Origin of the sequence: Streptomyces sp. TS71-3 (genome assembly GCF_018327685.1) — a bacterium.
GTDB lineage: Bacteria > Actinomycetota > Actinomycetes > Streptomycetales > Streptomycetaceae > Streptomyces.
In genome coordinates, this window is sequence record NZ_BNEL01000001.1 from 87,390 (window position 1) to 110,291 (window position 22,902).

The 22,902-nt window shown below is 72.3% G+C and carries 17 protein-coding genes and 1 tRNA gene; 10 read left to right on the plus strand and 8 right to left on the minus strand.

Annotation, left to right across the window (positions count from 1 at the left end; all coding sequences use genetic code 11):
• Positions 1 to 30 precede the first annotated feature (30 nt).
• Positions 31 to 1,431, minus strand: a complete 1,401-nt coding sequence (locus Sm713_RS00445) for an IS4 family transposase (protein WP_249416017.1) — start codon at positions 1,429 to 1,431, stop codon at positions 31 to 33.
• 846 nt (positions 1,432 to 2,277) lie between these two features.
• Between Sm713_RS00445 and Sm713_RS00450 the strand changes: the two genes are divergently transcribed.
• The 6 genes from Sm713_RS00450 (at position 2,278) to Sm713_RS00475 (ending at position 10,505) form a co-directional block, all read left to right on the plus strand.
• Complete coding sequence (locus tag Sm713_RS00450; RefSeq protein WP_003953493.1) at positions 2,278 to 2,760, plus strand: CarD family transcriptional regulator; 483 nt, start codon at positions 2,278 to 2,280, stop codon at positions 2,758 to 2,760.
• Positions 2,761 to 3,816: 1,056 nt separating this feature from the next.
• Positions 3,817 to 4,680 carry a 2-C-methyl-D-erythritol 4-phosphate cytidylyltransferase gene (gene ispD / locus Sm713_RS00455; protein WP_212907730.1) on the plus strand — a complete coding sequence of 288 codons (864 nt, stop codon included), beginning with the start codon at positions 3,817 to 3,819 and terminating at the stop codon, positions 4,678 to 4,680.
• A 214-nt stretch (positions 4,681 to 4,894) separates the two neighbouring features.
• On the plus strand, positions 4,895 to 5,395 hold the full coding sequence (gene ispF, locus Sm713_RS00460) for a 2-C-methyl-D-erythritol 2,4-cyclodiphosphate synthase (protein ID WP_249416478.1): 501 nt from the start codon (positions 4,895 to 4,897) through the stop codon (positions 5,393 to 5,395).
• A gap of 385 nt (positions 5,396 to 5,780) precedes the next feature.
• Positions 5,781 to 7,181 (plus strand): cysteine--tRNA ligase, encoded by a 1,401-nt coding sequence (gene cysS, locus Sm713_RS00465; protein ID WP_212907731.1) that lies wholly within the window; start codon positions 5,781 to 5,783, stop codon positions 7,179 to 7,181.
• A gap of 300 nt (positions 7,182 to 7,481) precedes the next feature.
• Positions 7,482 to 8,423, plus strand: coding sequence for a 23S rRNA (guanosine(2251)-2'-O)-methyltransferase RlmB (gene rlmB, locus Sm713_RS00470; RefSeq protein WP_212907732.1), 942 nt, complete (start codon positions 7,482 to 7,484; stop codon positions 8,421 to 8,423).
• Positions 8,424 to 8,666: 243 nt separating this feature from the next.
• Positions 8,667 to 10,505, plus strand: coding sequence for a DoxX family protein (locus Sm713_RS00475; protein WP_212907733.1), 1,839 nt, complete (start codon positions 8,667 to 8,669; stop codon positions 10,503 to 10,505).
• A gap of 646 nt (positions 10,506 to 11,151) precedes the next feature.
• On the opposite strand, the gene Sm713_RS00480 is transcribed toward Sm713_RS00475, so the two are convergent.
• The 3 genes from Sm713_RS00480 to Sm713_RS00490 all read right to left on the minus strand — a co-directional run bounded on the left by Sm713_RS00480 (position 11,152) and on the right by Sm713_RS00490 (position 13,839).
• Complete coding sequence (locus Sm713_RS00480; protein WP_212907734.1) at positions 11,152 to 11,883, minus strand: nucleotidyltransferase family protein; 732 nt, start codon at positions 11,881 to 11,883, stop codon at positions 11,152 to 11,154.
• Positions 11,884 to 11,944: 61 nt separating this feature from the next.
• Positions 11,945 to 12,382 (minus strand): hypothetical protein, encoded by a 438-nt coding sequence (locus Sm713_RS00485; protein ID WP_212907735.1) that lies wholly within the window; start codon positions 12,380 to 12,382, stop codon positions 11,945 to 11,947.
• Between the two features lie 320 nt (positions 12,383 to 12,702).
• Complete coding sequence (locus Sm713_RS00490) at positions 12,703 to 13,839, minus strand: ABC transporter ATP-binding protein (RefSeq protein WP_212907736.1); 1,137 nt, start codon at positions 13,837 to 13,839, stop codon at positions 12,703 to 12,705.
• Between the two features lie 268 nt (positions 13,840 to 14,107).
• On the opposite strand from Sm713_RS00490, the gene Sm713_RS00495 reads away from it, so the two are divergent.
• Positions 14,108 to 14,181: transfer RNA gene (locus Sm713_RS00495), tRNA-Thr, on the plus strand.
• Between the two features lie 255 nt (positions 14,182 to 14,436).
• Here the strand turns inward: Sm713_RS00495 and Sm713_RS00500 are convergent.
• Positions 14,437 to 14,907: an SH3 domain-containing protein gene (locus Sm713_RS00500; RefSeq protein ID WP_212907737.1), complete on the minus strand. Its 471-nt coding sequence runs from the start codon at positions 14,905 to 14,907 to the stop codon at positions 14,437 to 14,439.
• Positions 14,908 to 15,137: 230 nt separating this feature from the next.
• Positions 15,138 to 16,019, minus strand: coding sequence for a helix-turn-helix domain-containing protein (locus tag Sm713_RS00505; RefSeq protein ID WP_249416018.1), 882 nt, complete (start codon positions 16,017 to 16,019; stop codon positions 15,138 to 15,140).
• Positions 16,020 to 16,273: 254 nt separating this feature from the next.
• Between Sm713_RS00505 and Sm713_RS00510 the strand changes: the two genes are divergently transcribed.
• Positions 16,274 to 16,513 (plus strand): hypothetical protein, encoded by a 240-nt coding sequence (locus Sm713_RS00510; protein ID WP_212907739.1) that lies wholly within the window; start codon positions 16,274 to 16,276, stop codon positions 16,511 to 16,513.
• Positions 16,514 to 16,577: 64 nt separating this feature from the next.
• Here the strand turns inward: Sm713_RS00510 and Sm713_RS00515 are convergent, their stop codons facing one another.
• Positions 16,578 to 17,123 (minus strand): TetR/AcrR family transcriptional regulator, encoded by a 546-nt coding sequence (locus Sm713_RS00515; RefSeq protein WP_212907740.1) that lies wholly within the window; start codon positions 17,121 to 17,123, stop codon positions 16,578 to 16,580.
• A 178-nt stretch (positions 17,124 to 17,301) separates the two neighbouring features.
• Here Sm713_RS00515 and Sm713_RS00520 point away from each other — a divergent pair, with 178 nt between their 5' ends.
• Positions 17,302 to 18,213 carry an SDR family NAD(P)-dependent oxidoreductase gene (locus Sm713_RS00520; protein ID WP_249416019.1) on the plus strand — a complete coding sequence of 304 codons (912 nt, stop codon included), beginning with the start codon at positions 17,302 to 17,304 and terminating at the stop codon, positions 18,211 to 18,213.
• Between the two features lie 191 nt (positions 18,214 to 18,404).
• Positions 18,405 to 19,856: an aldehyde dehydrogenase gene (locus Sm713_RS00525; protein ID WP_212907741.1), complete on the plus strand. Its 1,452-nt coding sequence runs from the start codon at positions 18,405 to 18,407 to the stop codon at positions 19,854 to 19,856.
• A 581-nt stretch (positions 19,857 to 20,437) separates the two neighbouring features.
• On the opposite strand, the gene Sm713_RS00530 is transcribed toward Sm713_RS00525, so the two are convergent.
• A complete protein-coding gene (locus tag Sm713_RS00530) occupies positions 20,438 to 22,747 on the minus strand; it encodes a BTAD domain-containing putative transcriptional regulator (protein ID WP_212907742.1) in 2,310 nt (769 codons plus the stop codon).
• Positions 22,748 to 22,902: the final 155 nt, after the last annotated feature.

Consider the following 22,902-nt stretch of genomic DNA (forward strand, 5'->3'; position numbering starts at 1 on the left):
CGACCCGCCCCTAGGTCCAATGCCGTTCGGTTAGCCGTATGGCGTGCTTGGCAATGGGTTGATCGCGATGTGGACGGTGGTTCTGTGGGTTCGGTGGTCGATGTCTCGGCCGACGGCGCGGTACTTGGAGTTGATCGCTCGTTTCTTCACGCGGGGCCGGGTTCGGTTGCGGCGGGCGGGCAGGAGGTCGTCGAGGATGGCGGTGCCGATCCGGCCGACGAGGTCGATCCGGGTGTGCGCGACGATGCCGGCGGCCCGGACGATCTGGTCTCGTGCTGCGTGGAGTGCGACGGTGAATGCTGCACGATCGGGGTCGATGTCGGGCCGGTGCAGGACGGCGTCGCTCATCGCGGTGCGTAATGCCTGGTAGGCGACCAGCAGTGCCCAGGTTTCCTGGGTGACGGCTGCTGGATGGCGACCACGGAGGACCCTGCCGCCGAGGATGGTCGACTTCAGCTCGCAGTAGCTGGTCTCGATCTCCCAGCGTTCGTGGTAGAGCCTGGCCAGGGCGGCCGCGGGTGCCTCGTCGGGGTCGAGGAGGCTGGTGACGAGCCGGTAGGCGCAGTGGGTGACGGTGCGTATGGCGGCGTGGTCCGCGGGGGTGACGGTGATCGTCGCGTCGATGACGCGGACGGTGACCTCGCCGATGCGGGAGAGGAACGTGCCGTCCGGCAGACGACGCAGGACCGGTAGCTTGAGTGCTGTGCTGTGGGTCTTGGCGCGTATGAGGAAGTCCGCGCCCGTGGAGGCGACCGTTTCCACGAAGGCGGTGGCCGAGAAGTTCCGGTCGCCCAGCAACAGCATCCCGGGCCGGAGTGTTCCGGTCGCGCCCGCGGTGGTGACCAGGCGGTCGGCGTAGGTCAGCTCCCCGGTCAGATCGGTGCCGAAGACGGCGTCTAGGAGGGTGCGGGTCCCGCAGGCCACCAGTGCGACCAGGCGCAGCATGGGGTAGCCGGCCGGCCCGTTCGGCCCGGCCTTCGCCTTCAGGAACACTGACAGGTTCGCGGGTGTGTCCGGCAGGGCGATCTGGGTGCCGTCGATTGCGACCACCAGCCTGCCCGCGAACCGTGCCGCCTGTGTCGCGGTCACTGCCGCGGGGCCTTTGACCAGGTCGAATAGGGCCTTCAACGGCTTGGGGCCCACCCGTCGCATCGCAGCCGTGATCGATGAAGGCGCCGGTGCGGGCAGCCGTAGGGGCAGCGAGGCCGTCAGCCGGGACCAGACCCGTGACCAGCCCAGGCCGGTGAACAACGCACCTGCGAGGAGGAGGTAGACCACCACCCGGGACGGCAGCCGCCGTATCCGAAGCTGCGGACCACCCGCGGACGCGAGTGCCTCGTCGACGAGGTCGAACGGAACAACCTGGGTCAACTCGCCCAGGTGCCCCACGGCCAGCACACCGGGAGCATGCGTAATGACAGAATCAGACACTGCAGCCCTTGTGGAGGAACACGAGTCTTGGCGGACCCGAGAACCACTACAAGGGCTGCACCCACACCACCAGCCGAAACGCCGAGACTTGCGCCACCGGTCGAACCCTTAACCGAACGGCATTGGACCTAGCCGGCGTTCCCTGGGTCGGCCGTCGTCCGCCCGGGGCGCACCGCGGCCTCAAGGGCGCCCGGATGCCCGCTCCCCGGATGAGGGCCCTCCCGCGACGGCCGCCGGCGCGCTCCCGCGTGGCGCGCCCGCGCGTCCCGGCCCGCGGCGAGCGTCCGAGCCGTCGGCGCGCATGCCCTCCGCGGCGCCGGGAAGAGGGTGCCGTTCTCTGCCGTGAAGGCGCGGTTATTCGGGGCGGTTGTGCCCGTACGCGGTGCCCCCGGATGTCGCCCCGGGCCGGTACCGCTGTGTTCATGCTGTGTTCGTCGTGGGGCCCCTGTTCGTCTTTCACATAAGAGAGGTGGACGGTGGCCCGTGGATTTCCGGTAAGGAATGCACGGAGGCGGCAGAATTGATCAACCGGCGGCCGTGATCAATTCTCGAATCGGTTCGGATGTGACTGCGGTCGCCGAACGGAGTAGCGGAAGCGGCCTCCGGTGAATCCGACAAAACGGGACGTTCGGCCGCTTGGATCAACCCTTCAGCGTGATGGGCGCCCCGCTTTCCCGCTCCCCGTACAACCGCTCCGACCTGCGAATTCCTGGTTCCGGAGCGGCCTCCAAGCACGTTACCGAGGCTGTTGTCAAGCCCTGAGATATGCCCTGACCTGCGAAAACGCCATTCAGAAGACGCCGTTCTCGTGTTACCCTGGATAGCCACGGAAGGGGTACCTGTCACATGACGTTCAAGGTTGGCGACACCGTGGTCTATCCCCATCACGGGGCCGCGCTGATCGAGGCCATCGAAACTCGCCAGATCAAAGGCGTGGACAAGACCTACTTGGTGCTGAAGGTCGCCCAGGGCGACTTGACGGTGCGTGTGCCAGCGGACAATGCGGAGTTCGTGGGCGTGCGCGATGTGGTCGGTCAGGACGGGCTCGACCGGGTCTTCGAGGTGCTCCGCGCGCCGTACGCAGAGGAGCCCACCAACTGGTCCCGTCGCTACAAGGCAAATCTCGAGAAGCTCGCCTCCGGCGATGTCATCAAGGTGGCGGAAGTGGTCCGCGACCTCTGGCGCCGTGAGCGTGAGCGCGGACTCTCCGCAGGCGAGAAGCGCATGCTGGCCAAGGCCCGGCAGATCCTGGTCAGCGAGCTCGCCCTCGCGGAGAACACCAACGAGGACAAGGCCGAGGCCCTGCTCGACGAGGTTCTCGCGTCCTGACACCCATGCCGTCGTCCTGACCTGACGTACGCAGTGCCGCGGTGCCCGACAAGCGTCAGCTGTAGCCGGGCACTGTGGCATGTCCGGCCTGTTCCGCCCCGTCTCCGGTCTCCGGCTCTCGGTGGCGCGGCGCGCGGTGCGGCCGGCGGATGTGACGGGTGCACCTGTACGGAGCCCGGCCGGTGGCCGGGCTCCTCGGGTCGGGCTTCAGAGCCGGACGTTCTTGTATCAGGCCAGGTCAGGCCAGCTCTTCTATCAGGCCAGGTCCAGGCCGGCTCAGGGCATGTCCGCGAGGTGCGGCGGCGCAGCGGGCGCGCGTCCTTGGCTGTCGCCTGTCCATGAGGCGGTCCATGCGGCTCTGCGATGCGTCCACGGTGCCACGGCAGTGCCTCCGGTTCGGCCTCGGTCCCCAGGTGGAGGTCCGAAGCCCGAGCCCGTCGGATCGCGGGACGCAGAGCACGTCTCCGGTCGGGGTTGCCGAGATGATCTCCGCGCTGATCTGATTGACCTGATGATCTCCATGGGTGCCGGCCCGTGGTCTCCAAGGGAGAAGATCACCTCGGCCGGACGGATCCCATCAGTCGCCTCGGGGGCTCCTGTGACCGAAATCACTCGACCATCCGACGGCCACCACCACTCGAACGGTGCCGGCGGCCGCCTGACGGCAGTCCTCGGCGACCGGAGGGCGCACGAAACGGCCCTGACCCCACCGCTCGACTCACCGGAATCCCGCGCGGCCGGCGCCTCGGCGCCGATCCGCCCGCGGTCGACCCCGGCCGTCATGCCTGTGGTGGCCGGCGCCGGGTCTGTCCGGTGCTGCGGAACGTGCAGTACGGTCCGGACCGCCGGTCGTCCCACCGGGTCCATGAACCATGTCACTCACAGCCGGTGCTGCTCCGACGGGCGACTCGCTTCGCCGCCGGAGCCCGCCGGCTGGCGTGCCGGGCCCGGGCAGTCGCCTCGACCGGTTTCACGGAAGGGGCCGGTCAAGGCATCGCACCCGGCACGGTGAGGCCATACCCATCCCGCCCGAGCGTACAAACCTGAACGGAACCGATGACTGACGATTCCCGTCCGGTGCGGACCGGCGACTCGCCCCGTCCGACCAGCACCGGCGCCCCGCTCGCCGCCGGCAGCGGCGCCCCCGTGACCGACCTCACAACCGACCCCGCCGCCGCCCCGGGCGCGCGCACTCCTCGCACCGCGGCCGTGATCCCCGCCGCCGGCCGCGGCGTGCGGCTCGGGCCCGGCGCCCCCAAGGCGCTCCGGGTGCTCAGCGGCGTCCCGATGCTGGTGCACGCGGCCCGTGCGCTGGCCGCCTCCCGCGCCGTCCAGCTCGTCGTGGTCGTCGCCCCGCCCGACGGCGCCCCCGAGGTCAAGAGCCTGCTCGACGCCCACGCGCTCCCCGAGCGCGCGGACGTCGTCGTGGTGCCCGGCGGCGACACCCGCCAGGAGTCCGTGAAACTGGGCCTGGACGTGCTGCCCCCCGACATCGAGATCGTGCTCGTGCACGACGCGGCGCGCCCCCTGGTGCCCGTCGAGACGGTCGACGCGGTCATCCAGGCGGTGCGCGAGGGCGCGCCGGCCGTGGTGCCCGCCCTGCCGCTCGCCGACACCGTCAAGGAGGTCGGGCCCTGCGGCCCCGGCGAGCCCGAGCCGGTCGTCGCCACCCCCGAGCGGGCCAGGCTGCGCGCCGTGCAGACCCCGCAGGGCTTCCGCCGCACCACCCTCGTGCGCGCCCACGAGACCGTCGAGGTCAGCGGCGAGGGCGCGACCGACGACGCCGGCATGGTGGAGCGGCTCGGCGAGCCGGTCGTCCTCGTGCCGGGCCACGAGGAGGCGTTCAAGGTGACCCGGCCGCTCGACCTCGTCCTCGCCGAGGCCGTGCTCGCCCGCAGGAGGGCCAAGGATGAGTTTTGAGACACTTTCCGGCCGCGCTCAGATGGCCGGATCCGGCTCTGGATCCGGCCTTGGAACCGGCTCTGGATCCACCCCTGAGGGCGGCGATTCCCGCCACCCGGACCCCTCCGGCGCCACCGCCCCGGAATCCGCCGCCTCCGGCACCGCACCCGCCGCTGACACCGCACCCGTCTCCGCCGGCGCCGGCGCCCGCGCCGTCCCGCCGCTCCCGCGGATCGGCGTCGGCACCGACGTGCACGCCTTCGAGAAGGGCCGCGAGCTGTGGTGCGCGGGACTGCTCTGGGACGAGCGCGCCAGCGAGGGGTACGGCCTCGCCGGGCACTCCGACGGCGATGTGGCCGCGCACGCCGCCTGCGACGCGCTGTTCTCCGCGGCCGGCATCGGCGACCTCGGCGCGCACTTCGGCACCGACCGCCCCGAGTGGGCCGGCGCCTCCGGTGTGACCCTGCTCGCGGAGGCGGCCCGGATCGTCCGCGCCGCCGGCTTCGCGATCGGCAACGTCTCCGTGCAGGTCATCGGCGTCCGGCCCAAGATCGGCAAGCGCCGGGACGAGGCCCAGAAGGCGCTCGGCGCCGCGGCGGGCGCACCCGTCGCCGTCTCCGGAACCACATCGGACGGGCTCGGCCTGACCGGCCGTGGCGAGGGCCTGGCCGCGATCGCCACGGCCCTCGTCGTGCCGACCGGGCAGGGGCCCGGGGAGCGTCCCACGGGCTGATCGCGCAGGGCCCGGGGAGCTCCCGCCCGCGGAACCTCCCGCACCTCGACCGCACCCGGCCCGCAGGACCTCCCGCACCCCGACCGCACCAGCCCCGCGGCACCCGCCCCCGGCAACGGCGCCAGGCGGCCGCCGGGCACCCGCCGTTCGCCGCCCGCCCGGACCTGGCGCCGGCGCCGCGCCAACAGGGCGCGCACGCTGCCCCGTCCGGTGCGGGCTGGGCCGGGGCGCGCGGGGCGTGCGGGGCGCGTACGCCCCAGCCGTCACACCCGCCCATGCCGTAGTCATGTGCCACTCGGCGCGATTCCGTCGCACCTCGACGAAACCGCCACGACTGTTACCAAGGACGACCCGGGGTGCTGCCCCGGCCCACTACCCTGTAGGGGTGACCATTCGCCTGTACGACACCAGCGCCCGGCAGATCCGTGACTTCACCCCGCTAGTGCCGGGCTGTGTCTCGATCTACCTCTGCGGCGCGACCGTGCAGGCCGCTCCGCACATCGGGCACATCCGCTCCGGCCTGAACTTCGACATCCTGCGCCGCTGGCTCGCCTACCGCGGCTACGACGTCACGTTCATCCGGAACGTCACGGACATCGACGACAAGATCATCCGCAAGGCGGCCGAGCAGAACCGCCCCTGGTGGGCCATCGGCTACGAGAACGAACGCGCCTTCAACGACGGCTACCAGGCCCTCGGCTGCCTGCCGCCGACCAACGAGCCGCGGGCCACCGGCCACATCACCGAGATGGTGGAGATGATGCGCCGTCTCATCGAGAACGGCCACGCCTACGAGGCCGACGGGAACGTCTACTTCGACGTCAAGTCGTTCCCCGAGTACCTCCAGCTCTCCAACCAGGACCTGGACAACCTCCTCCAGCCGGAGGGCGAGGGCGAGACCGGCAAGCGGGACCCGCGCGACTTCGCCATGTGGAAGGCGGCCAAGCCCGGCGAGCCGAGCTGGGAGACGCCCTGGGGCCCCGGCCGTCCCGGCTGGCACCTGGAGTGCTCGGCCATGGCGCACAAGTACCTCGGCAGGGTCTTCGACATCCACGGCGGCGGCATCGACCTGATCTTCCCGCACCACGAGAACGAGATCGCCCAGGCCAAGGCCTACGGCGACGAGTTCGCGCGGTACTGGCTGCACAACTCCTGGGTCACCATGAGCGGCGAGAAGATGTCCAAGTCGCTCGGCAACTCCGTGCTGGTCGGCGAGATGGTCAAGCGCTGGCGGCCCATCGTGCTCCGCTACTACCTGGGCACGCCGCACTACCGCTCGACCATCGAGTACAGCGAGGAGGCGCTGCGCGAGGCCGAGTCCGCGTTCGCGCGGATCGAGGGCTTCGTGCAGCGGGTCACGGAGAAGGCCGGCAAGACGGTACGCCCGGCCGACGAGGTGCCGCCGTCCTTCGCCGAGGCGATGGACGAGGACCTCGGCGTCCCGGGGGCCCTGGCCGTGGTGCACACCACCGTCCGGCAGGGCAACAGCGCGCTCGCCGCCGACGACAAGGAAGAGGCCGTCGCCCGGCTCGCCGAGGTGCGGGCCATGCTCGGCGTCCTCGGCCTCGACCCGCTCGACGCCCACTGGTCCGAGGAGAACGACCGCAGCGAGGACCTGCACGGCGTCGTCGACACGCTGGTCCGGCTCGTGCTCCAGCAGCGCGAGTCCGCCCGGGCCCGCAAGGACTGGGCGGTCGCGGACGCGATCCGCGACCAGCTCAACCAGTCGGGGCTGGTCATCGAGGACGGCCCGCAGGGCCCGCGCTGGACCCTCGGACCGCGCTGACCCGCTGCCGACCCGCGTTCCACCAGGCCTCGGGGGGTTCCACACCGCCCGGGGCCTGCCCCGCGCCGCCGGTCCGCCGGCCGGCGAGGGCCCCGGACGCACGCGCGCGTGCCGGGGACGGCAGACTTTTCCCCTACCCCGACACCTCCGCACCCCGACACCTCCGCACCCCGACAGTCCCGCACCCCGACAGTCCCGCACCCCGACGGTCGCCATCCCGACCACACCCCGACCACACCCCGACGTCGTCATCCCGACGTCGTCATCCGCACTCACAGAGACAGGCAGGTCTTCCACGTCATGGCCGCACACAACCGTCGCATGTCCGGCAAGAAGGGCGCACAGGTCGGCAGCGGTGGCAAGCGGCGCCGCGGCCTGGAGGGCAAGGGCCCCACGCCGCCCGCCGAGATGCGCAAGGGACACGTCAAGAACCGCCTCGCCAACGCCAAGGCCAAGCGCGCCGCGGGCCGCCCCAAGCCGACCCGCACCGGCGGCAAGCAGTCCTCCGAGTACGTCGTCGGCCGCAACCCGGTCTTCGAGGCGCTCCGCGAGGGCGTGCCCGCGTCCACGCTCTACGTCCAGCAGTTCATCGACAACGACGAGCGGGTGCGCGAGGCGCTCAAGCTCGCCTCCGAACGGAGCGGCCTGCACCTGCTGGAGGCGCCGCGCCCCGAGCTGGACCGGATGACCGGCGGCATCAACCACCAGGGCCTCGTCCTCCAGATCCCGCCGTACGAGTACGCGCACCCCGAGGACCTCCTGGACGCCGCGGCCGACGAGGGCGAGGACCCCCTGATCGTCGCGCTCGACGGCGTCACCGACCCCCGCAACCTGGGCGCCGCCGTCCGCTCCGTCAGCGCCTTCGGCGGGCACGGCGTGGTGGTCCCGGAGCGGCGCGCGGCCGGCATGACCGCCGGCGCGTGGAAGACGTCCGCGGGCACCGCCGCCCGCACCCCCGTGGCCCGCGCCACCAACCTCACCCGCACCCTCACCGAGTACAAGAAGGCCGGCCTGGTCGTGGTCGGCCTCGCCGCGGACGGCGAGGCCGAGATCGACGAACTCGACGTGTTCGACGGCCCCGTCGTCATCGTCATCGGCAGCGAGGGCAAGGGCCTGTCCCGCCTCGTCGGCGAGACCTGCGACGTACGGGCGCGGATCCCGATGCCCGGCGGTGCGGAGTCGCTGAACGCGGGCGTGGCCACCGGGATCGTCCTCTACGAGGCGGCTCGCCGCCGGGCGTAGGCGGCGGGCGGCCGGGACCGGCGGTGGCCGGCCGGGACCGGCGGTGAGCGCTCGGCGTTCCGTGAGCGCCGCGCGCGCCGGGGCCAGGCCACGGGCAACGGGGCTGTGGCGGCCCGCAACCCGGCGCGTCACCCGCGTGCACGCCCCCGCCGCCACGGGTACGGGGCCGCTGCCTGGGCGGACGCCCGCGCGACCGATCCCCGTGGGTCAAGGCAGTGTCCTCCTGGCGTGTCACTCGGTTAGATGAGTGTGGAGACCAGAACGCCCCGCACCCGCGCAAGGGACAGCTCGTCCGGATTCGACGACGCGCCCGCGCTGACCATGGTGAAGGTGCACTCGGACCCGGCGCAGATCGTCGTCGATCACGCCAGCTTCCGCGTGCACTTCCCCACGGCCCAGCCCGCCAGGTCGCCCCGGGTCGCCCGGTACCTGTCCGCGACCGCGGCGCACTCGGCCACGCTGGGCGCCCCCGGGCACTCCCCGGGGCTCGCCGGCCCGGCCGGGCACCCGCCCGCCCTGAGCGGCGCGATCGTACGCCGCCGCGGCCCCCTGGCCCGCGGCGGCGCCCCCGCCCCCGGCGACCCGGTCGCCTCCGGACTCCTCCAGACGGTCGCCACCGGCCTGCGGCCCGGCGGCGGCCCGGCCGGACACGACCCGGGCGCCACCCAGGTCATCCCGCGCATCGACATCGACGCCGACACGGCCGCGACCCCGATGCCCCGGGGCTCCGACGGGACCGGCACCCGGCTGCTCCCGCAGATGCGCCCGGCGAGCGGCCCCTACACGGGGCGGCCCGGCCCCGGCAGGCCGGGCGCCCCCGGCACCGGCCGCGGTGATCGCGACGTCCACGAGGGCGGCGACCACGGGGGCTACGACGACGGTCACGGCCGCGGCCGGGCGCCGTACGAGACCGGCGAGTACGCCGAGTACGCCGACGACGCCGAGTACGGCGAGTACGGCGAGTACGACGAGTACGGCGACTACGCGGACGACGCCCACGGGGCGGACGGGTACGACGAGGCCGACGGGTACGGGGAGGACCGGCGCGGAGCCGATCGCGCCCGGCGCCGCGGCACCGAGCCCGTACGGCACGCGTACTACCCCGGCCGCAGGATGAACCTGGGCGTCGTCCTCCTCCCGCTGCGCGTCTTCCTCGGTTTCATCTCGCTCTACGCCGGGATGAGCAAGCTCTGCGACCCCGCCTACTTCGACGCGGGCGAGCGGGGCAGCCTGGTGAAGGGGCTGCACGCCCTGCACCCGTGGGCGCTCGCGGAACCGCTGCGGGACTTCGCCCTCCAGCACCCCGTCGGCGCCGGGCTGACCGTGGCGTTCCTCCAGGTCATCGTCGGCGTGCTGACGATGCTCGGACTCTGGCAGCGGGTGGTGGCGGCGGTCGGCGCGCTGCTGTCGGCGGCCCTGCTCGTCACGGTGAGCTGGCACAGCGCGCCCGGGTACGGCGCGCCGGACATCATCTACCTCGCCGCCTGGTCCCCGCTGATCATCGCGGGTGCACCGGTGTACTCGGTCGACGGCCGGCTCTCCTCGGAGGCATGGCGCACCCTCGGCCCGCGCGCGGAGCTGTGGGAGCTGCGCCGCCGCGTACTGCGCCGGGGCACGCTCATCGCGGGCCTGGTGACCGGACTCACCTTCCTGGTCGGTGCGCTGCTCGGCGGTGCGGTGCGCGACACCGACCGGGTCACCGTGCCCGGCCCCGGCGAGGCCCCGCGGAACGAGCTTCCGGGTTCTCCGCTGCCGCAGGAGCCGGGTGCCCAGGAGAGCAGCAGCCCCGCCGCCTCCGGTTCGCCCACTCGGGGTTCCTCCGCCGGCCCGTCGAAGTCGGCCACGGCCGGCTCCGCCGGCGCAACTGCCTCGGCGGGCACCGGCCGGCCCAGCACCTCCCAGGCCACCGGCGGCGCCCCGACCCCCCACCACCCGGCCCCACCGGCACCCCCCGCCGCCACGTCCGGCCCGTCATCCACCGGCGGCTCGGCCTCGGCGGGCACCACGACGTCGGGCACCTCAGGCACGGGTTCCGGAGACAACGCGGACTCGGGCGGCTTGGTGGGCGGCCTGCTGGGCTGACCGAACTTGCCGGAACGCAGGGGCCCGACCTCGTAAGGGGAGGACGGGCCTCCTGCCATGTGAGGGGTACCAGGAGATACGGGCCCGAGGTCAGCCACGGGCGCCCTGATAGGGGCGCGGGGAACTGCGCGAGAAGCGACGATGACGCGCGGAAGATCAACGACCGGAGTCCGCTGAGGCCGCGGGTGGGGGCTGGGCCGCGAGGGGCCACCGGTCGTCCGCACGGCAGCCGCGGTGAGGGTCATGCAGGCCCGACGTCGGCCACGGGCGCCCTGATAGGGGCGCGGGGAACTGCGCGAGAAGCGACGATGACGCGCGGAAGATCAACGACCGGAGTCCGCTGAGGCCGCGGGTGGGGGCTGGGCCGCGAGGGGCCACCGATCGTCCGCACGGCAGCCGCGGTGAGGGTCATGCAGGCCCGACGTCGGCCACGGGCGCCCTGATAGGGGCGCGGGGAACTGCGCGAGAAGCCACGACGCACCCGCAGAAGGCCAACGACCCAGGATCCGCGGACGCCGGGGGCGGGAAGGCCGAAAGGCCACCGAGGACCACCCCGGCCGGCGACCGGACAACCGCTGCCGCCAAGGCACCGTAGCCCGGGCAAGGGAGACAGAGGGCCGACCCTCACGGTGCGCACCGAGCCGGGTCAGCGCCGCGTAGCGGCCAACTCCTCCGCCGCCTCACTCAGATCCTTCGCCGTATCGATCGCCCGCCAGTACGCCCCTTGAGGAATGGGATACCCGGCAAGACGCCGCGTACGGGCCAGCCCCGGAAACGTCGTCCGCTCATGGTCCCCGCGATCCGGAAGAAGCGCGGTGAACTCCGCGGCGAACACGTACACCCCGGCGTTGATCAGATAGGGCGACGGCGGCGCCTCGATGAAGTCGGTGATGTGCCCGAACGCGTCCGTCTCGACGGCCCCCCACGGAATCCGCGGCCGCGCCAGCGCGAGCGTCGCCGCCGCGGCACGCTCCGCGTGGAACGCCGCCATCTCGCGCAGCGAGAAACGCGTCCAGATGTCGCCGTTCGTCGCGTACCACGGCAGATCGGGGTGCGGCAGATGAGCGGCCGCGTACTTCAGACCGCCACCGCGCCCCAGCGGCTCGCGCTCCACGACGGTGGTCACGCGCAGCGGGAGGTCCGCCTTGGCCAGCCACTCCTGGAGCACCTCGGCGAGATGGCCGCAGGAGACCACCGCGTCGGTGACGCCCTCCTCGGCGAGCCAGGCCAGCTGGTGGCCGATGATCGGCGTTCCGGTGCCGGGGATCTCCACCATCGGCTTCGGACGGTCATCGGTGTAGGGGCGCAGCCGCGAGCCCTGCCCACCCGCCAGGACGACGGCCTGCGTGGGCGGTGGGAGGGCGTGTGGATCGGTCATGCACGAAGCGTACGCAGCGGCGCGCGGTGGTGAGGAGGGGCACCCGGCGCGCCGCGCGGGCTCACTGCTGTGCGGCCACCCCGGCCGCGAAGGACGTGTCGCAGACCGGACGGGCGTACCGCTGCGCGCGGACGGGACCGTAGGTCTGGACGGCGGCGCGGCCCAGGGCGCGGGCGATGGAGCCGCAGTGCTGGGCAAGCGAGGGGCGGTCGTGCACGGCCTGCTGGAGGTGTGTGAGGGCCGTGCCCGGGTCCTTCTCGCGGACTTCGAGCAGCAGCCGGTCGCGCAGCACGTCCTGCGCGGGGCGCGCGGCGGCACCCGACGCGACGGAGGACGAGGACGCGGTGAGGACCGAGTCCCGGGGCGCGCCCGACCAGTTGACGCGGGTGACCGCGAGGGTGCCGGACAGCACCAGGACAACGGGCAGGACGAGAGCGAGGGAGCGGCCGATCCGGCGGGCCGGGCCGCGCCGCGGCAGGGGTTTGGCGAAGTGCGTCACGGCTGTGAGCGTAGCGCTCGGTGGTGATTTGGCGACATTTAGTCACCCTCTAGGGGGACGAAATGCCCGAAAATTCTTGGCGGGAGTTGACGACGACGGTGAAGTCCCCTGGAGGCACCGGGGTTTGGCGGCGGGCCTACCGAACCCGGCCGGCCAGGCGAGGCGAGGGCCCTGGACTCTCCGCTCCGGGCGGGCGAGGGCGCGGCGCGCTGGCTCCGGGCAACGCGAGGGGCCCCGCACCGGCACGGTGCGGGGCCCCTCGGCCGAGTGGACCGAACGCTGGTCGCCCAGGGCGCCAGGCGGCTCGGTTGCCCGGTCGCTCAGTCGCTCAGGCGCTCGCCGGAGGACGTGGCGAACACGTGCGTCTCGCCGGGCCGCGGCACGACGTGCAGCTTGGTGCCCTTCTCGGGAACCTGGCGGCCGCCCACGCGGACGACCAGGTCCTTGGTCTCGCCGCCGACCTCGGAGGTGCCGTACACGTAACCGTCGGCGCCGAGCTCCTCGACGACGTTCACGTTGATGGCGAGACCCGCCGGGGCGGAGTCGGAGTCCTTGGAGAGGGATTCGGCGGCCTCGCCGTTGTGCTCGACGACGTCGAAGTGCTCCGGGCGGACGCCGACCGTGACGGTGGTGTCGCCCTTGTCGGCGGCGGCCTTGAGGGCGTCGCGGTTGACCGGCACGACGGAGTTGCCGAACTTCACGCCGCCGTCGGTGATCGGGACCTCCACGAGGTTCATCGCGGGGGAGCCGATGAAGCCGGCGACGAAGAGGTTGGCGGGCTTGTCGTACATGGCGCGCGGCGAGTCGACCTGCTGGAGCAGGCCGTCCTTCAGCACGGCCACGCGGTCGCCCATCGTCATGGCCTCGACCTGGTCGTGGGTCACGTAGACGGTGGTGATGCCCAGGCGGCGCTGGAGGGACGCGATCTGCGTACGGGTCGAGACGCGGAGCTTGGCGTCCAGGTTGGACAGCGGCTCGTCCATGAGGAACACCTGCGGCTCACGCACGATCGCGCGGCCCATCGCGACACGCTGCCGCTGACCGCCGGAGAGCGCCTTCGGCTTGCGGGCCAGGTACTCCGTGAGGTCCAGGATCTTCGCGGCGTCCTCGACCTTCTTGCGGATCTCGGCCTTCGGCACACCGGCGATCTTGAGGGCGAAGCCCATGTTGTCGGCGACGGTCATGTGCGGGTACAGCGCGTAGTTCTGGAACACCATGGCGATGTCCCGGTCCTTCGGCGGCAGGTGCGTCACGTCGCGCTCACCGATGCGGATCGAGCCGGAGTTGACGTCCTCCAGGCCCGCGAGCATGCGCAGGGAGGTGGACTTACCGCAGCCGGACGGGCCGACCAGGACGAGGAACTCGCCGTCCGCGATCTCGATTTCGAGGCTGTCGACGGCGGCCTTCTCGGAGCCCGGGTAGACCCGGGTCGCCTTGTCGAACGAAACAGTTGCCATGGCGCGTGATTCCCTTCACCGGCAGGAACGTGCCGGACGATCCGAGTAAAGGGGCGACCGTGCCGGAGGGGCGCTCCGCCGCGGCGACCACTTGTGAGGTTGTGACTGCTGTGTCGCAGTAAGACGACCGCACTGGTGTAGGCCATCTGTGCGAACGTGAACCGGACGTTACATGCCGGTCATGCGTTCTGTCAGCACTCCGTCGACCATGAACTTCGACGAAATTTTCGACGGGCCCACCTCCCGGGCTGGGTACACTGCTCGGGCTGCCTCCTTAGCTCAGATGGCCAGAGCAACGCACTTGTAATGCGTAGGTCGTCGGTTCGAATCCGACAGGGGGCTCTGGCTCTGACCAGGTAATACGGTGCGAACAAAGGGCCCCGCGGAGATCGCGGGGCCTTTTGTGGCGGGCGAACGGGAACGCACTGGGAACACCGCGTCACGCAGCGTCCCCGTCCCGGTTGGGCGCGCCCTGCCTGCCCTCGTCCCTCTCGCCGGCCTCCTGCCCTCCCCTGCCGGCTCCGGCCATCCGGGTCGGGCAGCTCGCCGGCTCACGGTGAACCGCTCTCGTGGAGCCCGGCCGCCTCGGCGGGAGAGTCAGCCCTTCTGCTTTCCCGCCGCGACGAAGCAGGTGGTGGCGACGTAGTACAGACGCTTCTGCCTGCTGGAAAGCGTGGCCCAGACGTTGCTCGTCTTCTTGCACGCGGTGTACTTGCCGCCGACCGCCTTTCCGCTCAGGCAGACGGTTGCCCCCTTGCGGACGGTGCCGATGACGGCCGCGCCTGTCGACGGCGTCGAGCGGATGTTCACGTCCGTCGTGGCCCGGAGGAGTTTGCACGCCGCCGTCGATGATCCGGTCTGGGCGCCGGCCGGGCTGAGGGTGGCCCAGTCGTCGGCCGGGCTGACGGTAATCCAGTCGTCGGCCGGGACGACGGTCGGCCTACCGTCGCTCACGGGTGTTCCAGAGACGTGGCCATCGGCCGAAACGGCCACCGCCGGGATCTCCACCGCGGCGGACAGCGCGGCCGCAAGGGCACAGACGACAAAGGCGCGCCGGTAACGCAGCATGAGGCGAACCCCTTTCATGTCCAGGTTGCCTTACCTGAGCGGGCAACATGGGCCCAGCTTCTCCGGCACGGGCGGGGGTTGTCTTTGCCATGGAGTATCCATTTCCTTGGCACTCCGTCCACGAGGTGAGGTCGGGGAGAAATCGCCGAGCTCTTTCGATAACGCGACGCGCGTTCGATTCACGGTGTTTCCGTGTGCCCATCCTTCTGCCCGCTGGGTCTGCACGCCCCTCAACGCTGCCGTTCTTCTCGGGGGGTGATGCCATATGCGGTGCGGTAGGAGCGGGTGAAGTCGGCGTGGCTCCTGAAGCCCCAGCGGGTGGCGATGGCATGGATGGGAATGGTGGCCAGCGCGGGGTCGGAGAGATCGCGACGGGCGCCTTCGAGGCGTTGGCGCCGTATGAGGGCGGCGATCGTGATGCTCTCGCTTTTGAAGAGACGGTGCAGGTGGCTGAGGGATATGTGATGTGCGGCAGCGATCGTTCCGGGACTCAGGTCGGGCTCGTGCAGATGCTGGCGAACGAACTCCTTGATCCGCAGGGTGAGCGTGTGCTGACGCGTCTCCGGGGTGAGGGCGTCGGTGGCTTCCAGGTGGTGGGCCAGGGTCGCGGACAGCAGGTCGATCAGGACGGTCCCCAAACGGGCCCTGTCAGAAGGCGGGTAGGGGGTGGTGTCCTGGGCGAGGCGGGTGAGGAACCCCGCGAGCAGGGCTCCGATGCCTTCCTGCCCGGGCAGCGGTTGCGTGAGCAGATGTTGTGTCAGGTCCCGTGACACGGGCACCAGAACTCTGGGGATTTCGAGCGCCACTCCTACGCTGTGGCTGAGAATATGGCATTCGTAGGGCTGCGAGGTGTCGACAACGGTCATCTCACCGGGGCCCTGCACGGTCTCCCGACCGGCCTGGACAATGCCGATATTCCCCTGTAGTAAAAATTGCAGGTGGTAATATTCGGGATCCGATCTCCGGATCAGCCTCGGTGTACGCCGGAAACTCATCGACTGTAACGAAGTCGGCCACACGTAGGGCGCGCCGAACTCCATCAGACGCATCTCGGCCCGAAAGTCACCGGCGTGGCGGCTGGTCATCTCCGCAGGCCACATGGTGTTCGCCATGCACGCACACCAGTAGTCGAACCGATCCGCCTTCGGTACCTCGTCAGTCCGGAACAGTGTCCCGATCATTTTCTCCCCCATGTCGATCCATCAGACCGGCAGGGCAACATGGTGGGCACACCGGACCAGGTAAGTATGTCGAAAGGAGACCAGCCGCGGATGGTGCACCGGGACGGCCACCGCTGGCACGACGCCACCGGCCCGGTGAGCGGCATCAGCTCCGGTGGGATCACGGGTGACGGCCGCGGCGGGGTGTGGTTCTCCGGCGACCCCGACGGCTGGGAGGGCCCGCCCGTCTTCTGGCACTACGACGGCAGGCACTGGGCCCGGGTCGACGGCGCGCGCTGTCGTCCGGCGAGACCCGGTCGTACCAGGTCGACGACCTCGCCCCGATCGGCCACACCGGCCGGGTCTGGGCGGTCGGCGGCTACGAGCTCGTCGTCGGCGAGCACTCCGCCGAGACGCACGAACTGATCGAGTACTCCGATCGCTGACTGATCGAGCACCCCGACCCGCCTACCGCGGCGGCACCGCCGAGCCGGTACAGCGGGTCGGGTGTCAGTTCCCGCCGAGGCCGCGCAGGAACGTGTCCACGACCAGGTCGGCCGCCTGCGGGGGCTCGATGTCGGGGAACCGGTGGGCGACGCTGTCCACCAGGTCGTCGAGGACGGCCCGTACCCACGCCGGGGCGGCGCCGGGGCGCAGATAGCCCTCGCCGGCCGCGCGCTGGAGGAAGTCGTCCAGCCGTTTGCTCTGCTCCTGGCGCCGGACGCGGGCGCCGGAGTCCTGCTGCATCATGCGGCGCGTGTCGACCGGCCACTCACGGCTGACGGGGATGATCCCCTCCACGTAGCGGTGCAGGGCGACGGCGACCGGTGCCTCCGTGAGGCGCGCCTCGTCGAGGACCCGTTCCGCGGAGTCGAGCTTCGCCTGGAAGACGGCGCTGAGCAGGGCCTCGCGCGTGGCGAAGCGGCGGTGGACGGTGGTGCGGTCCACTCCCGCCGCGGTGGCGATCGCCGAGAGCGAGGTACTCGGGTCGTCCGCGAGCAGTCGGGCTCCGGTGCGCAGGACCGCGGTGAGGTTGCGTGCGGCGTCGGCTCTCATGATCTCGTAAGTCTATCAATCAGTCGCAGTTAGTTCGCCATGCTCATCCCGAGTGAAGCGATACGGGCAATGAAATGCAACATGAGTGTTGCAGTACATCGAAAATCCTCTACAGTGGTCTCGTGGGCCCGTAAGGGTCCCGAGCGCACACGACGAGGCAGGACGACAGCGGGACGACATGAACAGGGACGACATGACGAGGACCTTCCTGATCACCGGAGCCGCCGGTGGCCTCGGCGGGTGTCTGGTCGAGGCCGCTCTGCAGGCCGGGCACAACGTGCTGGCGACGGACCTGGCAGCCGATGCCGTGGCGGTGCCCGACGGGTCGCGTGAGCGGTCGCGTGACCGGCTGCGGGTCCGCGAGGTGGACGTGACCCGCGCCGGCTCCGCACGCGAAGCGGTGGAGTACGCGGTCGGCGAGTTCGGTGGCCTGGACGTGCTGGTGAACAGCGCCGGCCACCGCAGCGTCGGTTCCATCGAGGACATGCCGGAGGACGAGTTCCGCCGGAACGTCGAGGTCAACTTCTTCGGCGCGGTCGCCATGGTGCGGGCCGCCCTGCCGGTGATGCGCCCCCGGCGTTCCGGCCGGATCGTGAACGTCTCCACGATCGGCGGCAGACGGGCCCAGCCGGGACTCGGCGCCTACCAGGCGTCCAAGTGGGCGCTGGGCGGCTTCACCGAGATCCTCGCCCGCGAGGTCGCACCGATCGGCATCCGCGCCACGCTGGTCGAGCCCGGAGGCATCCGGACACCGTGGGCGAGCGCCCCCATGCCGGTCCCGGACATCCATGACGAGTACGACGAGACGGTCGGCGTCTTCGCCCGGACCTACCACGACAACCCGGACGTGCAGCGCGGCGATCCGGCACGGATGGCGCGCGTGATCCTCCGGGTCACCGCGGAACCGGAGCCTCCGACCCGGCTGCTGCTCGGCTCGGACGCGGCCTGGCTCGCGCCGCGGATCACCGAGGCCCGCGCGGCCGAGGACGCCGCCTGGCGCGAGGTCAGCGTCTCCACCGACCTCGACGGACTCGGCGACTTCGCGGACACACCGGTGGCCCGGATGGTCCGCCCCGCCACGACCGGCTGAGCATGCGGCCACCAAGCGGTCACCAACTCGGCCTGAGCGCGCGGCCGCCAACGCGCACCGGCGCGCGGCCACCAGGTCACGCCGGGCCCGCGGCCGCCAGCTCACCCCGAACTTGACTACTGAACTTCACGACGAACTTCACGCTTCACGACGAACTTCGTGACGCACCTGACCAGAAGGAGACGACCAACATGATCGTCCGCGACAAGCTCTACATCGGCGGCTCCTGGCTGCGCCCCAGCACCCCGGACCTGCTGCTGGACATCCGCTCCCCGCACGACGGGTCCGTGCTCGGCCGCGTGGCCCAGGCCGCGGACGCCGACGTGGACGCGGCGGTCGCCGCGGCACGGGAGGCGTTCGACAACGGCCCGTGGCCGCGTACCGACCCCAAGGAGCGCCAGGAGGTGATCCGCCGGGTCAACGCGCTGCGCGAGGCGCGTGCCGACGAGATCGCCGCGACGATCTCCGCGGAGAACGGTTCGGCGGGCTGGTTCACCAAGGCCGGCCAGCCGTTCCTGACCCGCCAGGTCGAGGCCTACCTCAAGGCGGCCGAGGAGTTCGGCTGGGAGGAGGTCGTCGAGCCTTCCGATCCCTCGGTGGCCTTCGACACGATCGTCAGGCGTGAGCCGATCGGCGTGGTCGCCGCGGTCATCCCGTGGAACTCCCCGTTCTCCGCGGCCACCGCGAAGCTGACGCCCGCCCTGCTGGCCGGCAACACCGTGGTGCTGAAGGTCTCCCCGGAGAACTCGCTGAGCATGACGCTGCTGGCGGACCTCTACCACGAGGCCGGGCTCCCGGAGGGCGTTCTGAGCATCCTGCCGGCGGACCGGGAGACCAGCGAGCACCTCGTCGCCCACCCGGACGTCGACAAGATCGCCTTCACGGGGTCGACCCGGGCGGGCCGCCGCATCGCCTCGATCGCCGGCGAGCAGCTCAAGCGGGTCAGCCTCGAACTGGGCGGCAAGTCCGCCGCCGTCATCCTGGAGGACGCCGACCTGGCCGCCGCGGTCCAGGGACTGCGGTTCGGCTCGCTGGGGAACAACGGCGAGGCCTGCATCCTCCAGACCCGGATCCTGGCCCCGCGCAGCCGCTACGAGGAGATCGTCGAAGCCCTGCGGGAGATGGTGGAGTCACTGAAGGTCGGCGACCCGTCGGAGCCGGACACCTTCATCGGCCCCATGATCCGGCGTGACCAGCAGCAGCGCGTCATCGACTACATCACCCTCGGCATCGAGGAGGGCGCCCGCCTGGTCACCGGCGGCCCGGAGGTCCCCGAGGGGCTTGAGGGGGGCAACTACGTCACCCCCACCCTCTTCGCCGACGTCGACAACAGCATGCGCATCGCACAGGAGGAGATCTTCGGCCCCGTCCTGGTCGTGATCGCCTACGACGACGAGGACGACGCCGTGCGGATCGCCAACGACTCCGACTACGGCCTGTCGGGCGGCATCTGGAGCGCCAGCCCCGAGCACGCCTTGGAGGTCGCCCGGGGGCTGCGCACCGGAACCGTCACCCTGAACGGTTCGCCGATCAGCTTCGACGGGCCGTTCGGCGGCTACAAGGCGAGCGGACTGGGGCGGGAGTACGGCACGGTGGGTCTGACGGGCTACGTCGAGCACAAATCGATCACACGCAACCACTGAGGGCGCCCCTTGCGGGGCGGGTGCGGCCGGGGGTGCGGTGCCCCTTGCGGGGCGGGTCGGGCCGGGGGTGCGGTGCCCCTTACGGGGCGGGTGCGGCCGAGGGTGCCCCTGGGGGCCGGTGGCGATCTGATGGTGTCGTCGTGGCTGAGCGCGCAGTTCCCCGCGCCCCTTCAGAACGGGGCTGCGCCCCGATAGGGGGCACGGGATGGGGGTACCTGGCACGTCCGCAAGGCAGTGGGCGAGCGAGGGCCGCGATGGCGTGGCAGCCGACTGGTGGCCGTGGGGGGGCAGGGCCGTGATAGGGGCGCGGGGAACTGCGCGAGCAGCCACGATGGCGTGGTAGCCGACTGGTGGCCGTGGGGGGGGCAGGGCCGTGATAGGGGCGCGGGGAACTGCGCGAGCAGCCACGATGGCGTGGTAGCCGACTGACGGCCGTGGGGGGCAGGGCCGTGATAGGGGCGCGGGGAACTGCGCGAGGGGACCACGACGGCGTGGCACCGACCGACGGCCGTGAGGGGCAGGGCCCCGATAGGGGTGCAGGGAATGAGCCGCCGCAAGCGCCCCGCGCAAACGGCCTCGCCCTAGCCGACGCCCAGCGCCGCGGTGAGGTCGGAGAGGTGGCGGGTGACCGGGCCGACGGTGAGCACGCCGCTCCCCGCACCGGCCAGTTCCCCCGCCGCGGGCACGAGAGCCGCACGGGCACGGGCCACCCGCTCACGGTCCCCGAGAGCGATCGCGGCCTGCCCGATCAGGCACCAGAGCGCCTCCATGAGGAGATCCCCGGGCGGGTCCGGGGCGCGGCGCAGGGCCGAGGCCGCCGCATCCCGGCGGCCCTGCGCCAGCAGCACGTGGGGGAGGGCCCAGGGTGCGTACGGACCCCAGCCCGTAACCTCGTCGATCTCGTCGATCTCGTCGATCTCGTCGATCTCGTCGCCGTCGTCGGCGAGCGCGGCTCCTCCGTTCCGCACCCGCAGGCAGAGCAGGGCGAGGGGCAGCAGCCCCTGTTCGAGGCCGGGCATGCCCGCACCGTCCAGCAGGGTCGCCGCCTCCCGGAACGCCCCCTCCGCCGCCACCGGATCCCCGCCCGTCTCGGCCAGCCGCACCGCCCGGTACCACGTGGTGAACACCCCCACCAGCGGAAGCTCGTGACGCTTCGCGAGCCGGTCCGCGGCGGCGGCGTGCCGGTCGGCCCCGTCGAAGTCCCCCAGCCCGCCGCGGGCCTGGAGCCGGATCAGGTGACCGAGGACCTCGTAGGCGACGAGGTCGTGCCGGGCGGCCAGCGCGACGAGTTCGGTCCCGATCGCGTCCCGTCGCGGGGCGCGTCCGGCGGCGTCGAAGCTCTGCATGAAGACGGCGTTCAGGGCGAACGCCAGCAGCACGGGGTCGTTCAGCCGCCGGGCGATGGCCTCGGCCTCCCGGGCGGCGGCAGCGGCCGTGGGAGCGGGAGTGGCGGCGGCGGGGGTCCGGCCAGGTTCACCACGGGACTCCAGGGCGATGGTGGCCAGGAGCCGGGCACGTGCCGGGGCGCCGGCCGAAGCGGATGTGGTCGTGGCCCTGGCCTCGGTCCCGGATGTGGTCGTGGCCCTGGCCCCGGATGCGGTCCCGGCCCCAGCCGCCGCCCAGGCGGTCCCGGTCGCCGTTCCGCCCCCGGCCGTCGCCGAAGGAAGCACCGCCAGCGCGCGCCGCGCGGCCGCGACGACCTGGGCGGCCTGCTCCGGATCGTCGACACGCGTCCAGATCGCCGGCACGTCGTACGCGCCGATCACCCGCGCGGTCAGCGCCGGATCGCCCAGTTCCTCCGCCGCGGCGACCGCCGCGAGGCGCTGCCGCCTGGCCGCCTGGAGCCCGCTGCCGCCGGTCACCGCGAGGCCCCGCAGCAGCCCCACCGTCGACTCCAGCCTGGCCCGCGCCCCGGCGGGCACGGCGTGCTCGTACGCGGCGGTGGTCTGCGCCCACAGGCGCTCAGCGGCGAAACCGGCGCCGGCGTCCGCGGCGCCGGCGCGGGCGGAGCCAGTGCTGACGCCCCCGGCTGCGTGGGCCGGGAGCCCTGCCGCGAGCCCGCCCGCCGCAGCCGCACCGTCCACCACCCGGTCCAGATGAGTCGCCTGGTCCAGGTGAGCTGTCTGGTCCAGGTGAGCCGCCTGGTTGAGGATGTCCGCCTCCAGGCCGCGCAGACCCGGGCCGGGGTCGAGGCCCAGCTGCCCGGTGAGCAGGGCACGGGCGCGGCGCAGCACCGACAGCGCGTCGTGCTGCCGGCCCGTCCGGTACAGCGCGAGGGCCAGCAGCCGCCACGCGTCCTCGCGCCAGGGGTGCTCGGCCACGTGCGCGTCCAGATCGGCGGCGGCCTCCGCGGCGCGGCCGAGTGCCATGCGGGCCGCGGCCCTGCGTTCGACCGCGTGCAGCCGGAGCTGGGTGAGGCGGGCGCGCTCCGCGCGGGCCCACGGCCGGTCGGCGAAGTCCGCGTACGCGGGGCCGCGCCACCACCCCAGCGCCTGCGTCAGCCGGGCGAGGCCCGCCTCGGGCGGCAGCTCGCCGGCGGTGGCCACCGCGTCCTCGAAGCGCCAGGCGTCCACCGTGCCGGGTGCGGCCCGCAGCGCGTACCCCGGGCCCTCGGTCACCAGGAGCCGGGCCGGGGCACGGGGCGGCCGGTGCGGTTCGAGAGCGCGGCGCAGGGCGGCCACGAAGGTGCGGACGGCGCCCACCGGGTCCGCGGGCGGCTCGGGCAGCCCCGCCCACAGGTCGTCGGCCAGCCGCGCGACCGGTACGACGCGGCGCCGGGCGACGAGCAGCCGCGCCAGCACGGCACGGTGCCGGGGGCCCTTCAGCGCGATCGGCCGCCCGGCGGCGTCCCACGCCGTCACCGGGCCCAGCACGCCGAACCCGACCGACACCCCAGGACCACCCTCTCCGGGGCGGCGCCCCAGGTCACCCGCCACGGTAGCGCGCCGGGCACGGCGCCTCCCGGAGGTGCTGCCCAGGCGCTCCCCGGGTGCTCGTGGTGCTCCTCGCGCCCCTCTCCCTTCCCGTGTGCCTCTCCCGCCGCGTG